Annotated in this window: 16 protein-coding genes and 1 pseudogene; 15 read left to right on the forward strand and 2 right to left on the reverse strand. The window is 69.1% G+C overall.

Annotation, left to right across the window (positions count from 1 at the left end; translation table 11 throughout):
- Positions 1 to 10: 10 nt before the first annotated feature.
- The 8 genes from R6V09_RS09005 (at position 11) to R6V09_RS09040 (ending at position 7,648) form a co-directional block, all read left to right on the forward strand.
- A complete protein-coding gene (locus R6V09_RS09005) occupies positions 11 to 1,549 on the forward strand; it encodes an ATP-dependent DNA ligase (protein ID WP_317880818.1) in 1,539 nt (512 codons plus the stop codon).
- Positions 1,550 to 1,554: 5 nt separating this feature from the next.
- Positions 1,555 to 2,016, forward strand: a complete 462-nt coding sequence (locus R6V09_RS09010; RefSeq protein WP_317880819.1) for an NUDIX domain-containing protein — start codon at positions 1,555 to 1,557, stop codon at positions 2,014 to 2,016.
- 74 nt (positions 2,017 to 2,090) lie between these two features.
- Positions 2,091 to 3,476, forward strand: coding sequence for an NADP-dependent succinic semialdehyde dehydrogenase (locus R6V09_RS09015; protein WP_317880820.1), 1,386 nt, complete (start codon positions 2,091 to 2,093; stop codon positions 3,474 to 3,476).
- Between the two features lie 25 nt (positions 3,477 to 3,501).
- Positions 3,502 to 3,738, forward strand: coding sequence for a DUF6213 family protein (locus R6V09_RS09020; RefSeq protein WP_317880821.1), 237 nt, complete (start codon positions 3,502 to 3,504; stop codon positions 3,736 to 3,738).
- A 502-nt stretch (positions 3,739 to 4,240) separates the two neighbouring features.
- Positions 4,241 to 5,305, forward strand: coding sequence for a type III polyketide synthase (locus R6V09_RS09025; RefSeq protein ID WP_317880822.1), 1,065 nt, complete (start codon positions 4,241 to 4,243; stop codon positions 5,303 to 5,305).
- A gap of 7 nt (positions 5,306 to 5,312) precedes the next feature.
- Positions 5,313 to 6,527 carry a cytochrome P450 gene (locus R6V09_RS09030; protein WP_317880823.1) on the forward strand — a complete coding sequence of 405 codons (1,215 nt, stop codon included), beginning with the start codon at positions 5,313 to 5,315 and terminating at the stop codon, positions 6,525 to 6,527.
- Between the two features lie 7 nt (positions 6,528 to 6,534).
- Positions 6,535 to 7,056 (forward strand): cupin domain-containing protein, encoded by a 522-nt coding sequence (locus tag R6V09_RS09035; protein ID WP_317880824.1) that lies wholly within the window; start codon positions 6,535 to 6,537, stop codon positions 7,054 to 7,056.
- A gap of 61 nt (positions 7,057 to 7,117) precedes the next feature.
- Positions 7,118 to 7,648: a GNAT family N-acetyltransferase gene (locus R6V09_RS09040; RefSeq protein ID WP_317880825.1), complete on the forward strand. Its 531-nt coding sequence runs from the start codon at positions 7,118 to 7,120 to the stop codon at positions 7,646 to 7,648.
- A 74-nt stretch (positions 7,649 to 7,722) separates the two neighbouring features.
- On the opposite strand, the gene R6V09_RS09045 is transcribed toward R6V09_RS09040, so the two are convergent.
- The gene (locus tag R6V09_RS09045) at positions 7,723 to 8,952 is read right to left on the reverse strand and encodes an acyl-CoA dehydrogenase family protein (RefSeq protein ID WP_317880826.1); all 1,230 of its coding nucleotides are present in this window, start codon (positions 8,950 to 8,952) and stop codon (positions 7,723 to 7,725) included.
- Positions 8,953 to 9,123: 171 nt separating this feature from the next.
- Between R6V09_RS09045 and R6V09_RS09050 the strand changes: the two genes are divergently transcribed.
- On the forward strand, positions 9,124 to 9,768 hold the full coding sequence (locus R6V09_RS09050; protein ID WP_317880827.1) for a TetR family transcriptional regulator: 645 nt from the start codon (positions 9,124 to 9,126) through the stop codon (positions 9,766 to 9,768).
- Between the two features lie 63 nt (positions 9,769 to 9,831).
- Here the strand turns inward: R6V09_RS09050 and def are convergent, their stop codons facing one another.
- Positions 9,832 to 10,377, reverse strand: coding sequence for a peptide deformylase (def, locus tag R6V09_RS09055; protein ID WP_317880828.1), 546 nt, complete (start codon positions 10,375 to 10,377; stop codon positions 9,832 to 9,834).
- A 154-nt stretch (positions 10,378 to 10,531) separates the two neighbouring features.
- Here def and R6V09_RS09060 point away from each other — a divergent pair, with 154 nt between their 5' ends.
- From R6V09_RS09060 to R6V09_RS09085, 6 genes and pseudogenes are all read left to right on the forward strand, one after another.
- Positions 10,532 to 11,770 carry a Mur ligase family protein gene (locus R6V09_RS09060; RefSeq protein WP_317880829.1) on the forward strand — a complete coding sequence of 413 codons (1,239 nt, stop codon included), beginning with the start codon at positions 10,532 to 10,534 and terminating at the stop codon, positions 11,768 to 11,770.
- Between the two features lie 29 nt (positions 11,771 to 11,799).
- Positions 11,800 to 12,528, forward strand: coding sequence for a type 1 glutamine amidotransferase (locus tag R6V09_RS09065; RefSeq protein WP_317880830.1), 729 nt, complete (start codon positions 11,800 to 11,802; stop codon positions 12,526 to 12,528).
- A gap of 189 nt (positions 12,529 to 12,717) precedes the next feature.
- Complete coding sequence (locus R6V09_RS09070; RefSeq protein WP_317880831.1) at positions 12,718 to 13,743, forward strand: 6-phosphofructokinase; 1,026 nt, start codon at positions 12,718 to 12,720, stop codon at positions 13,741 to 13,743.
- 187 nt (positions 13,744 to 13,930) lie between these two features.
- Positions 13,931 to 14,881 (forward strand): cytochrome c oxidase assembly protein, encoded by a 951-nt coding sequence (locus R6V09_RS09075; protein WP_317880832.1) that lies wholly within the window; start codon positions 13,931 to 13,933, stop codon positions 14,879 to 14,881.
- A 118-nt stretch (positions 14,882 to 14,999) separates the two neighbouring features.
- Positions 15,000 to 16,352: a PASTA domain-containing protein gene (locus tag R6V09_RS09080; RefSeq protein WP_317880833.1), complete on the forward strand. Its 1,353-nt coding sequence runs from the start codon at positions 15,000 to 15,002 to the stop codon at positions 16,350 to 16,352.
- Between the two features lie 25 nt (positions 16,353 to 16,377).
- A pseudogene (locus R6V09_RS09085) lies at positions 16,378 to 16,606 on the forward strand (serine/threonine protein phosphatase); the annotation flags it as partial.

Consider the following 16,606-nt stretch of genomic DNA (forward strand, 5'->3'; position numbering starts at 1 on the left):
CGATGGCTGCATGCTGCTGACCCGGCTCGCGCATGTGTCCCAGGAGGTCGCCGCCACCTCGGCGCGGTCCCGGAAGACCGCCCTGCTCGCGGAGCTCTTCCGGGACGCGGAGGCCGACGACGTCCCGATCGTCATCCCGTATCTCGCGGGCCGCCTGCCACAGGGCCGGCTCGGCATCGGCTGGAAGGTGCTGAGCCGGCCGGTCGCCCCGGCCCCGGAACCCACCCTGACCGTGCGCGAGGTGGACGCCCGTCTCACCGCTCTCGGCAAGGTGTCGGGCGCCGGCTCGCAGGCCGAACGGGCGCGTCTGGTGGGCGAGTTGATGGGTGCGGCCACCGCCGACGAGCAGCGCTTCCTGTTCGGTCTGATCACCGGCGAGGTCCGCCAGGGCGCGCTGGACGCGGTCGCCGTGGAGGGCCTGGCCGAGGCAACAGGCGCGCCCGCGACGGATGTTCGACGCGCCGTGATGCTGGCCGGTTCGCTCCAGACGGTGGCCGAGGCCCTGCTCACGGACGGCCCCACCTCCCTCGACCGCTTCCAACTGACCGTGGGCCGCCCGGTCCTGCCGATGCTCGCGCACACCGCCTCCTCGGTCGCCGAAGCGGTCGAGAAGCTGGGCGGCTGCGCGGTCGAGGAGAAGCTCGACGGCATCCGCGTCCAGGTCCACCGCGACGGCGAGGTCGTACGGCTCTACACCCGCACCCTCGACGACATCACCGACCGTCTGCCCGAACTCACCGCCGCGGCACTGGAGTTGAGAGGCGAGCGGTTCATCCTGGACGGCGAGGTCATCTCCTTCGACGAGGACGGGCGACCCCGTTCCTTCCAGGAGACGGCGGGCCGGGTCGGCTCCCGGGTGGACGTGGCCACGGCCGCCGAGACGGTTCCCGTCTCCCCCGTGTTCTTCGACGCGCTGTCCGTCGACGGCCGCGACCTGCTCGACCTGCCGTTCGCCGAACGGCACGCGGAACTGGCCCAGTTGGTGCCGGAGCCGATGCGCGTACGGCGCACGCTCGTCTCCGGCCCCGACGACGTCCCGGCCGCCGAGGCCTTCCTCGCCGAGACCTTGCGACGCGGCCACGAGGGAGTCGTGGTCAAAGGCCTCAACGCCCCCTACAGCGCGGGCCGCCGAGGCGCCTCCTGGCTGAAGGTGAAACCCGTCCACACCCTCGACCTGGTCGTGCTGGCCGCCGAGTGGGGCCACGGCCGCCGTACCGGCAAGCTCTCCAACCTCCACCTCGGCGCCCGCAACCCCGACGGCTCCTTCGCGATGCTCGGCAAGACCTTCAAGGGCATGACCGACGCCGTGCTGGCCTGGCAGACCGAGCGCCTCCAGGAGCTTGCCGTGGAGAGCGACGGCCACGTGGTGACCGTACGGCCCGAACTGGTCGTAGAAATCGCGTACGACGGCCTGCAGAAGTCGACCCGCTATCCGGCCGGTGTCACGCTCCGCTTCGCCCGGGTCGTGCGCTACCGCGAGGACAAACGGCCGGAGGAGGCCGACACCGTGGAGACACTGCTGGCCGCGCATCCGGAGGTGAAGCGGTGAGCGGGATGGGGAAGCGGAGCGCCGGGCTGCTGTTGTTCCGGCACACCGATCACGGTCTGGAGGTGTTGCTCGGGCATATGGGCGGCCCGTTCTTCGCGCGACGGGACGCGGGGGCGTGGAGTGTGCCCAAGGGTGAGTACGAGCCCGACGAGACCGCCTGGGACGCGGCCCGGCGGGAGTTCCAGGAGGAGCTGGGACTCGCGCCGCCCGAGGGCGAGGCGATCGAGCTGGGCGAGGTGCGGCAGACCAACGGGAAGATCGTCACCGCGTGGGCGATCGAGGCCGACCTCGACCCGGCGACCGTGGTGCCCGGCACCTTCCGGATGGAGTGGCCGCCGAAGTCCGGGCAGGTCCAGGAGTTCCCGGAGCTGGACCGGGTGGAGTGGCTGAGCCTCGACCGGGCGCGGGAGATCGTCGTCAAGGCGCAGGCCACGTTTCTCGACCGGCTGGCGGAGCACTCGGACTGAGCAACCCCGTACGCGTTGCGGCCGTCCCCACCACGCGGGAAGGTCGAAGCACAGCCCGCTCCAGGAGGTCAGCCATGCCCATCGCGACGGTCAACCCGGCCAACGGTGAGACGCTCAAGACGTACGAGGCCATGGGTGACGAGGAGATCGAGCGCCGGCTCCGGCTCGCGGAGGCCACGTTCCGCACCTACCGGACGTCGACTTTCGCCGAGCGCGCCCGGCTCATGCACCGGGCCGCGGACCTGCTCGACGAGGACCAGCAGGACATCGGCCGGATCATGACCACCGAGATGGGCAAGCCGGTCAAGCAGGCCCGCGCGGAGGCCGCCAAGTGCGCCAGGTCGATGCGCTGGTACGCCGACCACGCACAGGAGTTGCTCGCCGACGAGGAGCCCGCCGCCTCCGATGTGAAGGACTCCGGTGCCTCCCGGGCGCTGGTCCGCTACCGGCCGCTCGGCCCGGTGCTCGCGGTGATGCCGTGGAACTTCCCGCTGTGGCAGGTGGTCCGCTTCGCGGCGCCCGCGCTGATGGCGGGCAACGTCGGCCTCCTCAAGCACGCGTCGAACGTCCCGCAGACCGCGCTCTACCTGGAGGACCTGTTCCACCGCGCGGGCTTCCCCGAGGGCGCCTTCCAGACCCTGCTGATCGGCTCCGGCGCGGTCGAGGAGATCCTGCGCGACGAGCGGGTGAAGGCGGCCACCCTCACCGGCAGCGAGCCCGCGGGACGGGCGGTCGCGTCCGTCGCCGGGGACATGGTCAAGAAGACGGTGCTGGAGCTGGGCGGCAGCGACCCCTACGTCGTCATGCCGTCCGCCGACATCGACCGGGCCGCGCGGATCGCGGTGACGGCGCGGGTGCAGAACAACGGGCAGTCGTGCATCGCCGCCAAGCGGTTCATCGTGCACACGGACGTCTTCGACGCGTTCGCCGAACGCTTCGTGGCCGGCATGAAGGCGCTCACTGTCGGTGATCCGCTGGCGGAGGAGACCGAGGTCGGACCGCTCGCGAGCGAACAGGGCCGTAGCGATCTGGAGGAACTCGTCGACGACGCCGTCGAGAGCGGGGCGACCGTGCTGTGCGGCGGGGAGCGGCCCGACGGGCCCGGCTGGTACTACCCGCCGACCGTCCTCGCCGACATCACCCGCGAGATGCGCGTCCACCGCGAGGAGACGTTCGGGCCCGTCGCCACGCTGTACCGGGTGGCCGACCTCGACGAGGCGGTCCTCGTCGCCAACGACACACCGTTCGGGCTGAGTTCCAACGTGTGGACGCGGGACGAGGGCGAGGTCGACCGGTTCGTACGGGATCTGGAGGCCGGCGGGGTGTTCTTCAACGGGATGACCGCGTCCCATCCGGCGTTCCCGTTCGGCGGGGTGAAGCGGTCCGGGTACGGGCGGGAGCTGTCGGGGCACGGAATCCGGGAGTTCTGCAACATCACCACGGTATGGCACGGAGCGTGAGCGTTCCGCGGCTACGATCCCCTGTGTGAACCGCGAAGTGACTCTGCCTCTGATCGTCGACGACCGCGGGACCTTGCAGGTGGCTGCGGCGGATGTCAGCAAGCTTTTGCGTACCGTGGGTGGGCGGTGGCTGCATCTTGTCGAGGCCGGCGAGGAGGGGCTTGATGAGGACACGGTGGCTGCCCTGACGATCGAGCTGGCGAAGCTGGCCGATCGGATTGACGTGGCTTGCATCGCGCACAGCAGTGGGGGGTCGTCGTAGTCGGGCGGGTGCAGGTCCGATGTGACTGGGCGCGCAGTTCCCCGCGCCCCTGGGCGGGATCACTGAGCGTGGACCAGAAGTTCGCCTCGTAGTGCTCGCGCAGCACACCCGCGATCGTCGCGCAACAGCCGCCCCATTCCGCGAAGTTGGACGTCAACGCCCGTACTACGTCCGTCGGTTCCGCGTTGAGCGATGAGCCGCTCCCCCGCCATCGCCTCTCCCTCCGCCAGAAACGCGAGGAAGTCGGCCGTCTCCGGGGTGCTCGTCCCCCGTTGCGCCAGATGCAGGAAACCACGGCGGTCGGCCGGGATCACCCGGTGTTGTTCCTTCTTCAACCGAGGTCCGGATACTGATCCGACCTTTACACAGGGTCCCTGAATTGGAGTAGTCCACCGAGAGATCGTCGCTCTCAAGGGTGATCGTGGGTGCACCACCCTCTGAGGTGAACCACCTTCTGACCGGCGGGCGAAGGCCTTCCGGAAGGCGAAAGCAGGGACGGTTCATGGCGACTTTGTGCAAACCCTCGGTGTCGGTTCCGGAATACGTGATCACGATGGAGGAGACGCTTGAGCTGGCGCGCTCCCGCCACGCGGACCACCCCAACCTGCCGCTGGCCCTCCGGCTGATCGAGAACACCGGTGTGCGCACCCGGCACATCGTGCAGCCCATCGAGGAGACCCTGAAGCACCCCGGGTTCGAGGACCGCAACAGGATCTACACGGCCGAGGCGAAGGCCCGGGTCCCTTCGGTCGTGCAGCGCGCGCTCGACGAGGCCGAGCTCCTCACCACCGACATCGACGTGATCATCTACGTCTCGTGCACGGGCTTCATGATGCCCTCGCTCACGGCCTGGCTGATCAACGAGATGGCGTTCGACGCCACCACCCGGCAGATCCCGATCGCCCAGCTGGGCTGCGCGGCCGGCGGTGCGGCGATCAACCGGGCGCACGACTTCTGCACGGCGTACCCGGACGCCAACGCGCTCATCGTGGCCTGCGAGTTCTGCTCGCTGTGCTACCAGCCGACCGACCTCGGCATCGGCTCCCTGCTCTCCAACGGGCTCTTCGGCGACGGCATCGCCGCCGCGGTCGTGCGCGGGCGGGGCGGCACGGGCATCCAGCTCGAACGCAACGGGTCGTACCTGATCCCCAAGACCGAAGAGTGGATCATGTACGACGTCCGGGCCACCGGCTTCCACTTCCTGCTGGACAAGCGGGTGCCGGCCACCATGGAGCCCCTCGCACCGGCGCTCCAGGACCTCGCGGGACTGCACGGCTGGGACGCCGCCGACCTGGACTTCTACATAGTCCACGCGGGCGGGCCCCGAATACTCGACGACCTGAGCAAGTTCCTGCAGGTCGACCCGCACGCGTTCCGGTTCAGCCGGGCCACCCTCACCGAGTACGGCAACATCGCCAGCGCCGTCGTCCTGGACGCCCTGCGCCGGCTCTTCGACGAGGGCGGTGCCGAACACCGGGCCCGCGGGCTGCTCGCCGGGTTCGGACCCGGTATCACCGCCGAGATGGCCCTGGGCCGCTGGCACAGCGACGACCGAGAGACGGCTTGAGTACGGCATGACTGAAGAGACGATCACCGAGACCCTGCCCCCGGTACGGCCCTGGCCGGCCCTCGACCTGACCGGGGTGGACTTCGACCCGGTCCTCGCCAAGCTGATGCGGGAGGGTCCGGTCAACCGGATCAAGCTGCCCAACGGCGAGGGCTGGGCCTGGCTGGTCACCCGCCACGACGACGTGCGGATGGTCACCAACGATCCCCGGTTCAGCCGCGAGGCGGTGATGGACCAGCCGGTGACCCGGCTCGCCCCGCACTTCATCCCGGCCCGCGGCGCGGTCGGGTTCCTCGATCCGCCGGACCACACCCGGCTACGGCGCTCGGTCGCCCCGGCGTTCACGGCGCGCGGGGTGGAGCGGGTGCGGGAGCAATCCCGGCTGCTGCTCGACGAGTTGATCGACGAGCTGCTCCAGGACGGACCGCCGGCCGATCTCACCGAGACCGTGCTGAGCCCCTTCCCGATCGCGGTGATCTGCGAGCTGATGGGCGTCCCGGCCGCCGACCGGCACGGCATGCACACCTGGACCCAGCTCATCCTGTCCTCCTCGCACGGCGCCAAGGTCAGCGAGCAGGCGAAGGACGAGATGGGCGCCTACTTCGGCGATCTCATCGGCATGCGGGAGGGCAGCGGCGGCGAGGACGTCGCCTCGCTGCTCGGTGCCGCCGTGGGCCGGGAGGAGATGACCCTGGAGGAGGCGGTGGGGCTCGCGGTGCTGCTGCAGATCGGCGGCGAGGCGGTCACCAACAACAGCGGGCAGATGTTCTATCTGCTGCTGACCCGCCCCGATCTCGTCGAACGGCTGCGCTCCGAGCCCGAGTTGAGGCCCCAGGCCATCGACGAACTCCTGCGCTACATCCCGCACCGCAACGCGGTCGGGCTGTCCCGGATCGCCATGGAGGACGTGGAGATCCGCGGGGTACGGATGCGGGCGGGCGACCCGGTGTACGTGTCGTACCTGGCCGCCAACCGCGACCCGGACGTCTTCCCCGACCCCGAGAAGATCGACTTCTCGCGCAGTCCGAACCCACATGTGTCCTTCGGCTTCGGCCCGCACTTCTGTCCCGGCAACATGCTGGCGAGGATGGAGTCCGAGCTGCTGGTGGACGCGCTCCTTGACCGGTTGCCGGGGCTGCGGCTCGCGGTCCCGGCCGATCAAGTGCCGTTCAAGAAGGGCGCGTTGATCCGTGGCCCCGAGGCACTGCCCGTGACGTGGTGAGGTGCCGATGACGGCGACGGAGGGGCTGTTGGTACCGCCGGGCCACGGCCGGGTCGTACAGACACCCGCGCAGCACGTGACGTTCAAGGTGACCGGCTCGCACTCGCGGACGGCGTCCACCTTCGAGGTTGTGGTGCCGCCGGGGTTCGACGTCGGCGCCCATGTGCACACGCGCAGCGAGGAGTTGTTCTACGTCCTCGAAGGCGAACTGGACGTACTCGCCTTCGAGCCGCGCATCCGGACACCGGACAACTGGCAGCGCTGGGAGTCGAGTTCGGGCACCCGGGCGGTACGGGCGACACCGGGCACGGTGATCGTCGTACCGCCCGGGTGCCCGCACGCGTTCGCGAACCCGACGGAGACGCCGGCGAAGATGTTCTTCCAGGCGTCCCCGCCGCCGGACCACGAGCGGTACTTCGAGGAGCTGCTGGAGATCCTCGGGAGCGGGGGGCCGCCGGATCATGCGGCGATCGAGGAGTTGCGGGCGCGGTACGACATCGAGCAGTTGACGCCCCTCAAGCACCGTTGACCCTTCGACGCGGGCGGTAATCGAGTTGATCGGCGCCGCGCGGGTCGACTAGGAACAGTCCATGCTGCGAGGAACCAAGATCGGGCTCCGGGCCCGGCACGAGTCGGATGTCCCGGTCCTGCACACCGAGTTGTACGACGACGTGGCGACCAGATCGCGAGCGGACTCACGGCCCTGGCGCCCCGTCTCACCGGGCACCGAGGCCTCACCCTTCGCGGTCACCGAACCTGACGACGATGCCGCCCCCTTCGCCGTCGTCACCCTCGACAACGACGAGTTGGCGGGGGCGGCGGGGCTGTGGGGCATCGACACCCACAACAGGATCGCCCACCTGGGTCTGTCGCTGCGACCGGGGTTCCGTGGCCGCGGACTCGCCGTCGACGTCGTCGAGGTGCTGTGCGCATACGGCTTCACCGTCCGCGGACTGCACCGGCTGCAGCTGGAGACCCTGGCCGACAACACGGCGATGATCCGGGCCGCCTCCCGCGCCGGGTTCACGCAGGAGGGGCAACTCCGCCACGCCGCGTGGGTCAACGGCGAGTTCGTGGACGAGGTGATCTTCGGGTTGCTGGCCGAGGACTGGCACGCCTGACGCGGTGAACATCCGCGCCCCTTTAGGGGAGCGGGGAACTGCGCGACCAGCCCCCACCGACCCGCACCCGAAACTCAACGAATCGGCATTCCCGACAACGTCCTAGCTATCACCAAACGCTGGATCTCACTCGTACCCTCGAAGATCGTGTAGATCGCCGCGTCACGGTGCATCCGCTCGACCGGATACTCACGGGTGTACCCGTTCCCACCGAGGATCTGGATCGCCTGCGCGGTCACCTTCTTCGCCGTCTCGCTCGCGAACAGCTTCGACATCGACCCCTCGGCCGCCGTGAACTGCTTGCCGTTCACGGCCATCCAGGACGCCCGCCACACGAGCAGCCGGGCCGCGTCGATGGACGTACGCATGTCGGCGATCTGGAAGGCGACACCCTGGTTGTCGATGATCGGCCGGCCGAACTGCTCGCGCGTCTTCGCGTAGTCGAGGGCGACCTCGTACGCGGCCCGCGCGGTACCGACCGCCATGGCACCCACCGCGGGGCGGCTCGCCTCGAACGTGGCCATCGCGGCGTTCTTCACCCGCTCGCCGCCGCCCGCCTTGGCGCGCTCACGGGCACGGGCGAGGCGCTCGTCCAGCTTCTCCTTGCCGCCGAGGAGGCAGGAACCGGGGACGCGCGCGTTCTCCAGGACCACCTCGGCGGTGTGCGAGGCGCGGATGCCGTGCTTCTTGAACTTCTGCCCCTGGGACAGGCCCGGCGTGCCCGACGGGACGATGAAGGAGGCGTGGCCCTTGGAGCCGAGGTCCGCGTCGACGACCGCGACGACGACGTGGACGTTGGCGATACCGCCGTTGGTCGCCCAGGTCTTGGTGCCGTTGAGGATCCACTCGTCCTTGGCCTCGTCGTAGACGGCACGCGTGCGCATGGAGGCCACGTCGGAACCGGCGTCGGGCTCGGAGGAGCAGAAGGCGGCGACCTTCACGTCGTTGGCGTCGCCGTACATCTGGGGAATCCAGGTGCCGATCTGCTCCTCGGTGCCGTTGGCGAGGACGCCGACCGCGGCGAGACCGGTGCCGACTATGGAGAGGGCTATGCCCGCGTCGCCCCAGAACAGCTCTTCCATGGCCATCGGGATGCCGAGGCCGGTGGGGTCGAAGTACTGCTGGGCGTAGAAGTCCAGGGAATAGATGCCGACCTTCGCGGCTTCCTGGATGACCGGCCAGGGAGTCTCCTCACGCTCGTCCCATTCGGCGGCGGCGGGGCGGATGACATCGGCGGCGAAGCCGTGCAGCCAGTCCCGCACCTCCTTCTGTTCGTCGTTGAGTTCCATGGTGAACTCGGCCATGACTCCTCCAGCAGCGCACTAGCATGTTACTTGCGGTAACGACAGAGTCTGTTACCGACGGGTAGGAAAAGTCAACTCCCGATGACCTCTCGGCAGCCCGTTCGAGGTGTGTGGCACGTTGAGTGTTAGTTTGCGCAGGCGTTACCGATTCAGTACGGGTGGGGAGAGACCATGGACACCACGCAGCGGTCCGATCAGCAACGGTCCGCCGACCGCCGACGGCGCGAGCTGTTGGAGGCCGCGGACAGAGTGGTGCTGCGTGACGGCCCACAGGCCTCGATGAACGCGATCGCAGCCGAGGCCGGCATCACCAAGCCGATCCTGTACCGGCACTTCGGTGACAAGGGTGGACTGTACGCGGCGCTCGCCAAGCGGCACACGGACGCGCTGCTGTCCTCGCTGCGGGCGGCGCTGGACGCGCCCGCGGAGCGGCGGGAGCGGGTCGAGGCCACGCTCGACACCTACCTCGCCGCGATCGAGGCGCTGCCTCAGGTGTATCGGTTCCTTATGCATCCCGTCGAGGGTGGGCAGACCGCGGACCACGGGTTCGACACGGGGAATCACTCGGTTCCGCTGCTTCGGCGGATGGGGGAGGAACTCGCTCAGGTCATCGAGGAGCGGGTGGATCTCGGGCCCAACAGTCAGCAGCTCGCTCGGGTGTGGGGTCATGGGATTGTCGGGATGATGCACGCGGCGGGGGACTGGTGGCTTGGTGAACGGCCTTGTTCCCGGGCCGAGTTGGTGCGGAGTTTGGCTGATCTGTTGTGGGGGCGGTTGGCTGCCGCCGGGGACAAGGTTGGTGGGCCGGGGTTTTAGGGGGTTGAGTTTTGGCTGCGGGCCGGTGGGGGCTGGTCGCGCAGTTCCCCGCGCCCCTAAAAACTAAGCTTGCCGGGACCATGAAGCCCGGGCCGCTTGTCGCATCAAGCGGCTTCGGCGCCAGCCCGTCACGCGGTCCGCGTACACCTTGCCCTCCACGTGGTCGCACTCGTGCTGTAGGCAACGGGCGAAGAAACCCGTCCCATGCACAGTGATCGGCTCCCCGGTCACCGTAAAGCCCTCGACGACCGCGTGGTCGTAGCGCTCCGTTCCCGCCTCCAGGCCCGGTAGGGACAGGCAGCCTTCAGGGCCACGAAACACCAGCCCATCCGCCTCGACGAGGCGTGGGTTCACCACATGGCCGAGGTGGCGGACCTCCTCGTCGTCGGGGCAGTCGTAGACGAACACCCGCAAGGACTCGCCCACTTGGTTCGCCGCGAGGCCCACGCCCTGGGCCGCGTACATCGTCGCGAACAAGTCCTCGACGAGGCGGGCGAGTTCCGGGCCGAAGTCTGTTACTTCCGCGCAGGAGGTGTGAAGCAATGGGTCGCCGAGCAGAGTGAGGGGACGGACTCGCCCGTGGGCGCCCGGGATGGAGCCGTATCGCATGGGCGCAAGGGTACGGTTCTCTACGGCGCACGCCCGCCGCGAGGCGTTCGCGGTGCCGCGGTTCGGGCACTGATAAGGATCTCGATAGGCTGAGGTCCACACCACGTTGCCGGAGGCAGAGGCGCGGCGCGTACGCAAGGAGGATCGAGAACTGATGGCAGGCAACTCGGACCCGCTCACGCCGCGGGCCAAGCTCGCCGTGACGGCGGGCAAGGCGGTCGCGGCGGCATCGCGTGCCGCGGGGCGGGGCAGCGGATCGGTGATCGGCGGCCGAGTGGCACTCAAACTCGACCCCGACCTCCTCGCCCGGCTCGCACAGAACCTGGACGTGACGCTCGTCTCGGCCACGAACGGCAAGACCACGACGACGCGTTTGATCGCCGAGGCCCTCGGAGCCGCCGGGGAGGTCGTCTCGAACGCGCTCGGTGCCAACATGCCCGCCGGCATCACCTCGGCGCTGGCCGGTGGCTCGGACGCCAAGTTCGGTGTCATCGAGGTCGACGAGAAGTACCTCGCGGGCGTCGCCCGTGACACCGACCCCAAGTGCATCGCGCTGCTCAACCTCTCCCGCGACCAGCTGGACCGCGCGGCCGAGACCCGCATGCTCGCGGAGAACTGGCGTGAGGGGCTTGCCGGTTCGAAGGCGGTCGTCGTCGCCAACGCGGACGACCCGCTGGTCGTGTGGGCAGCCTCCTCCTCCCCCAACGTGATCTGGGTCGCCGCCGGGCAGATGTGGAAGGACGACGCCTGGTCGTGTCCTTCGTGCGGTGGTGTGATGCAGCGGCCGGGCGACGACTGGTTCTGCGGTGAGTGCGGGTTCCGGCGGCCTACGCCGAGTTGGGCGCTCTCCGGGGATCATGTGCTTGATCCGCACGGGTCCGCCTGGCCCATTCACCTCCAGCTGCCCGGGCGCGCCAACAAGGCCAACGCCGCCTCCTCCGCCGCCGTCGCCGCCGTGTTCGGGGTACCGCCGCAGGTCGCCCTGGAGCGCATGTACCGGGTGCAGGCCGTCGCCGGGCGCTATGACGTCGTCCAGTTCATGCAGCGCGACCTGCGCCTGCTGCTGGCGAAGAACCCGGCGGGCTGGCTCGAAACGTTCAGCCTGATCGATCCGCCGCCGACCCCGGTGATCCTCTCGGTGAACGCGCGTGGCGCCGACGGCACCGACACCTCCTGGCTGTGGGACGTCGACTACACGCGCCTGACCGGCCACCCCATCTTCGTCGTCGGCGACCGCAAGCTGGACCTCGCGGTCCGACTGGAAGTGGCCAACCAGCACTTCCAGGTCTGCGACAACCTCGACCAGGCGGTGCAGCTGGCACCGCCCGGCCGGATCGAGGTCATCGCGAACTACACCGCGTTCCAGGACCTGCGCCGCCGCGTCGGCAACTGAGACCCAGAACCCCCAGAGGACGAATGACCATGAGCGACAACCAGCTCCGTCTGGTGTGGATCTACCCCGACCTGCTGAGCACCTACGGGGACCAGGGCAACGCCCTTGTCGTGGAACGCCGGGCGCGGCAGCGCGGCCTCGACGTGGCCCGGATGGACGTGCGCAGCGACCAGCCGATCCCGACCTCGGGCGACATCTATCTCATCGGCGGCGGCGAGGACCGCCCGCAGCGGCTCGCGGCCGAGCGGCTGCGCCGGGACGGCGGCCTGCACCGGGCGATCGGCAACGGCGCGATCGTCTTCTCGGTGTGCGCCGGCTACCAGATCCTCGGCCACGAGTTCATCAACGACCTCGGCCAGCGCGAGCCCGGCCTCGGTCTGCTCGACGTGGTGTCGGTGCGCGGCGAGGGCGAGCGGTGCGTCGGTGACGTCCTCGGGGACATCGACCCGCGCCTGGGCCTGCCCCCGCTGACCGGTTTCGAGAACCACCAGGGCGTCACCCATCTCGGCCCCTCCGCGCGCCCGTTCGCGCAGGTACGGCTCGGCAAGGGCAACGGCACGGGCGACGGCACCGAGGGCGCGTACAACGACACGGTGTTCGGTACGTACATGCACGGGCCCGTGCTCGCCCGCAACCCGCTGATCGCGGACCTGCTGCTGAAGCTGGCCCTCGACGTGAACGCGCTCCCGCCGATCGACGACCGCTGGTACGAGGCGCTCCGCAACGAGCGCATCGCCGCAGCTCAGCAGCCCGCGTAAGCGGCGCGTACACCTGGTCTTCGGGTACGGGCAACCAGCCCGTCTGACGGCCCGTCCGCGCAGGTGAGCGGGGTCGTCCAGCAGGCGGACGCACGCTACGACCCCGCCCCCTCCTGCCGTTAGGGTGGCGGGGTTCGTACCGGACAACGTGGTCCGGTTTCGGCCCACGTTGAGAAGGTTCTTCGGGCTATGCGCATTGGTGTCCTCACGTCCGGCGGCGACTGCCCCGGCCTGAACGCCGTCATCCGGTCCGTCGTGCACCGCGCCGTCGTGGACCACGGCGACGAGGTCATCGGCTTCCGGGACGGCTGGAAGGGCCTCCTGGAGTGCGACTACCTCAAGCTCGACCTCGACGCGGTGAGCGGCATCCTTGCTCGCGGCGGCACCATCCTCGGCTCCTCCCGTGTCCAGCCCTCCCAGCTGCGGGACGGCGTCGAACGGGCCCGGGGCCATGTCGAGGAGCTCGGCCTTGACGCGATCATCCCGATAGGCGGCGAGGGCACGCTCAAGGCGGCCAAGCTGATGTACGACGCCGGCCTCCCGATCGTCGGCGTCCCCAAGACCATCGACAACGACATCGCCGTCACGGACGTCACCTTCGGTTTCGACACCGCGGTCGGTGTCGCGACCGAGGCGCTCGACCGGCTCAAGACGACCGCCGAGTCCCACCAGCGCGTCCTCGTCGTCGAGGTCATGGGCCGCCACACCGGCTGGATCGCGCTGCACTCCGGCATGGCGGCCGGCGCGCACGCCATCGTCGTACCTGAACGGCCCTTCGACATCGAGGAGTTGGCCGCGCGGGTGGGCGAACGCTTCGAGGCGGGCAAGCGGTTCGCGATCGTGGTGGCCGCGGAGGGCGCGAAGCCGCGCGCGGGCTCCATGGAGTTCGACGAGGGCAAGAAGGACGTCTACGGCCATGAGCGCTTCGCGGGGATCGCGCGGCAGCTGTCCATCGAGCTGGAGGAACGGCTCGGCAAGGAGGCTCGGCCGGTGATTCTCGGGCATGTGCAGCGTGGGGGTACGCCTACCGCGTACGACCGTGTGCTTGCGACTCGGTTCGGGTGGCATGCGGTGGAGGCTGCTCATCGGGGGGAGTTCGGGAAGATGACCGCGCTTCAGGGGACCGACATTGTGATGGTGCCGCTGGCGGATGCGGTTGAGACTCTTAAGACCGTTCCCGCTGAGCGGTATGAAGAGGCTGAGTGCGTGCTCTGAAGGCCGTGAGGTAGTTCGTCGGGTGCGGGTGCGTGGGGGCTGGTCGCGCCCACGCGGCGGAGCCGCAAATGTCACAGCCCCGCGCCCCTAGGTGGGACCGCTTGCCCCCGGTCGCAGAAGTGACCCGGGGCGGTTCTACCCTGGTGCGGACAGACGACGCACAACCCCACGAATCAGGAGCCGTCCGATGGATCACGGCGGGCACGGCATGACCATGGATCTGCCGCCGTTCACGCTGGGGCGGGGGCTTGAGTGGTCGGCCGACCCGTTCTTCCTCACCGCCTGTCTGGTCGGGCTCGGGCTGTACGGCTGGGGGGTCGTGCGGTTGCGGCGGCGCGGGGACTCGTGGCCCGTGGGGCGGACGATCTCCTACGTCATCGGTGTGCTGACCATCGGGCTCGTGATGTGCACCAGGCTGAACGACTACGGCATGGTCATGTTCAGCGTGCACATGGTGCAGCACATGATCATCAGCATGTTGTCGCCGATCCTGCTGCTGCTCGGCGCCCCGATCACCCTCGCGCTGCGGGCGCTGCCGCCGGCGGCCAGGGGTCGCAAGGGGCCGCGCGAGCTGCTGTTGATGTTCCTGCACAGCCGGTACATGAAGATCGTCACGCATCCCGCGTTCACGATCCCGCTGTTCATCGCGAGCCTGTACGCCCTGTACTTCACGCCGATCTTCGACTTCCTGATGGGCTCGAAGACCGGGCACATCGCGATGATGGTGCACTTCCTGGCCGTGGGTGTGGTGTTCTTCTGGCCGATCATGGGTGTGGATCCGGGGCCGAACCGGCCCGGTTATCTGATGCGGATGCTGGAGCTGTTCGCCGGGATGCCGTTCCACGCGTTCTTCGGCATCGCGTTGATGATGGCGTCGGAGCCGATGGTCGAGACGTTCAAGCACCCGGCCGCCTCGCTCGGCATCGACGCGCTCTCCGACCAGAACGCGGCCGGCGGTATCGCCTGGGCGTTCAGCGAGATCCCGTCCGTGCTGGTGCTGATCGCCCTGCTGTTCCAGTGGTACGGCTCGGAGCAGCGGCAGGCCAAGCGGCAGGACCGGGCCGCCGACCGGGACGGCGACAAGGAACTTGAGGCGTACAACGCCTATTTGGCCTCATTGAACACACGAGGCAATTGAGCATACGCGGCTAACTGGACGGAAATTTAGTTCAGTAGCATAAAGCGCGATGGGGGAACCGCGACCGGGGGGAGCGGTAATGACATTTCGCGCGGTTGTGCAAAGGACCGGAATTTCGGTGATCCGCAGGATCGCCGTGCTGCTCGTCTGTGTCCTGGTCGTGAGTGGATGCAGCGGAGGCGCACATACGTTCGCCGTGCAGGCGGTCGCCGCCGGAGTTCCGTCGCTCGCGCCTTTCTTCGACGAGAAACAGGGGCTTGGGCACGATACCCAGGTCCGTTCGCTGCCGGTGCGGGGCACCTTGCAGCAGGGCGACACACCTGGCCTGTACGGGGGCACCAGGAAACCGACCATCTGTGACGTGGCGAAGCTCAAGAGGTTCCTGACCGATCCCGCGAACCACCAGAAGGCGGTGGCGTGGTCGTCCGTGCTCGGTATCACCACGGACGAGATCCCGGGGTATCTCGACCGGCTCACACCCGTACTCCTGCGTCACGACACTCTCGTACAGAACCACGACTACAAAAAGGGAAAGGCCACGCCCTACAACTCCCTTCTCCAGGCGGGAATCGCGATTCTCGTCGACGAGCAGGGGGAACCCGCCGCGAAGTGCTCGTGCGGAAATCCGCTGCGCCCGTTCAAGGGCGACGCGGGGAGGATTTCCGTCAAGTTCGAGGACGGCAACAAGAAGTGGCACGGATATGAGCCGTCCGCGGTGGTGGCCGTGCGTCCGGCGCCCCAGAAGATGGAGCGGCTCGCCCTGGTGGACGTCGACGATCCCGAAGTCGGCATCACACGTCCGGTCGGCACGACGGGCAAGCACGACACCACCTTCGACACCCGGCGGCAGCACGCGGTGCCGAACCTGGCCGGGGTGACCTTCGGGCAGGCTCGGGAGCAACTGGTGAGCAGTGGGCTGGCCGTCGGGTACGGCGGGAGCGCGGCGCCGTCCGACGACGCGCGGGTCACCGCGTCCGATCCCCCGGCGGGGACCGAGTTGCCGTTCGGGGAGTACGTGACGCTGAGCGTGTCCGGCGGGACGAGCGGAGGGGCCACCACTTCCACCACTCCCCCGGCTCCGACGACCTCAGGGCCGACAGTGGGCCCGCCGACGTCCACGGCACCGCCCTCTACGTCCCCGTCGGCACCGCCCAAGTCCTCGTCTCCGCCCTCATCTCCGCCCTCATCTCCACCCTCGTCTCCGCCCCCGTCCTCGCCCACGAACGAGCCGCCGCCGTCGAGCAGTTCGCCGTCGAGTGGTTCCCTCACGCCCGGTTCGCCCTCGGTGGTGACCGGTTCGCCCGTGACGAGTGCACCGGTCACCATCAGCGCGGCGCCTGTGACGAGCGCCCCCGTGACCAGTAGCGCGTCCGTCACCAGCAGCGCCCCCGTGACGAGCGGCGTGCCGGTCGCCAGTGGGTCGGTCACCAGAGAGCCCGTGACCGGAACCCCGACCTCGACCGAGACATGACGCGGAACCGGGAGGGGGACACCGGATGCCTCAGGGATCGCCGACGTCGGGCGTGGGCCGGGTCATCGCCGGCCGCTATCTACTGCTGAACCGGCTGGGCAGTGGCGGTATGGGCCATGTGTGGCTCGCACATGACCAGCGGCTGGCCTGTGAAGTCGCGCTCAAGGAGATCGTGTTCAGCAATCCGGCCTTCGCCGACGCCGAGCGGGAGGCCCGGGTCGCGCGCGCCCAGGCCGAGGCCCGGCACGCGGCGG

It is taken from the genome of Streptomyces sp. W16, assembly GCF_033194735.1.
GTDB lineage: Bacteria > Actinomycetota > Actinomycetes > Streptomycetales > Streptomycetaceae > Streptomyces.

Bases quoted from the DNA above. Each gene is read 5' to 3' on its own strand.
- R6V09_RS09005 (WP_317880818.1), top strand. From the start codon at position 11: ATGCTGCTGACCCGGCTCGCGCATGTGTCCCAGGAGGTCGCCGCCACC.
- R6V09_RS09010 (WP_317880819.1), top strand. From the start codon at position 1,555: ATGGGGAAGCGGAGCGCCGGGCTGCTGTTGTTCCGGCACACCGATCAC.
- R6V09_RS09015 (WP_317880820.1), top strand. From the start codon at position 2,091: ATGCCCATCGCGACGGTCAACCCGGCCAACGGTGAGACGCTCAAGACG.
- R6V09_RS09025 (WP_317880822.1), top strand. From the start codon at position 4,241: ATGGCGACTTTGTGCAAACCCTCGGTGTCGGTTCCGGAATACGTGATC.
- R6V09_RS09030 (WP_317880823.1), top strand. From the start codon at position 5,313: ATGACTGAAGAGACGATCACCGAGACCCTGCCCCCGGTACGGCCCTGG.
- R6V09_RS09035 (WP_317880824.1), top strand. From the start codon at position 6,535: ATGACGGCGACGGAGGGGCTGTTGGTACCGCCGGGCCACGGCCGGGTC.
- R6V09_RS09040 (WP_317880825.1), top strand. From the start codon at position 7,118: ATGCTGCGAGGAACCAAGATCGGGCTCCGGGCCCGGCACGAGTCGGAT.
- R6V09_RS09045 (WP_317880826.1), bottom strand. From the start codon at position 8,952: ATGGCCGAGTTCACCATGGAACTCAACGACGAACAGAAGGAGGTGCGG.
- R6V09_RS09050 (WP_317880827.1), top strand. From the start codon at position 9,124: ATGGACACCACGCAGCGGTCCGATCAGCAACGGTCCGCCGACCGCCGA.
- def (WP_317880828.1), bottom strand. From the start codon at position 10,377: ATGCGATACGGCTCCATCCCGGGCGCCCACGGGCGAGTCCGTCCCCTC.
- R6V09_RS09060 (WP_317880829.1), top strand. From the start codon at position 10,532: ATGGCAGGCAACTCGGACCCGCTCACGCCGCGGGCCAAGCTCGCCGTG.
- R6V09_RS09065 (WP_317880830.1), top strand. From the start codon at position 11,800: ATGAGCGACAACCAGCTCCGTCTGGTGTGGATCTACCCCGACCTGCTG.
- R6V09_RS09070 (WP_317880831.1), top strand. From the start codon at position 12,718: ATGCGCATTGGTGTCCTCACGTCCGGCGGCGACTGCCCCGGCCTGAAC.
- R6V09_RS09075 (WP_317880832.1), top strand. From the start codon at position 13,931: ATGGATCACGGCGGGCACGGCATGACCATGGATCTGCCGCCGTTCACG.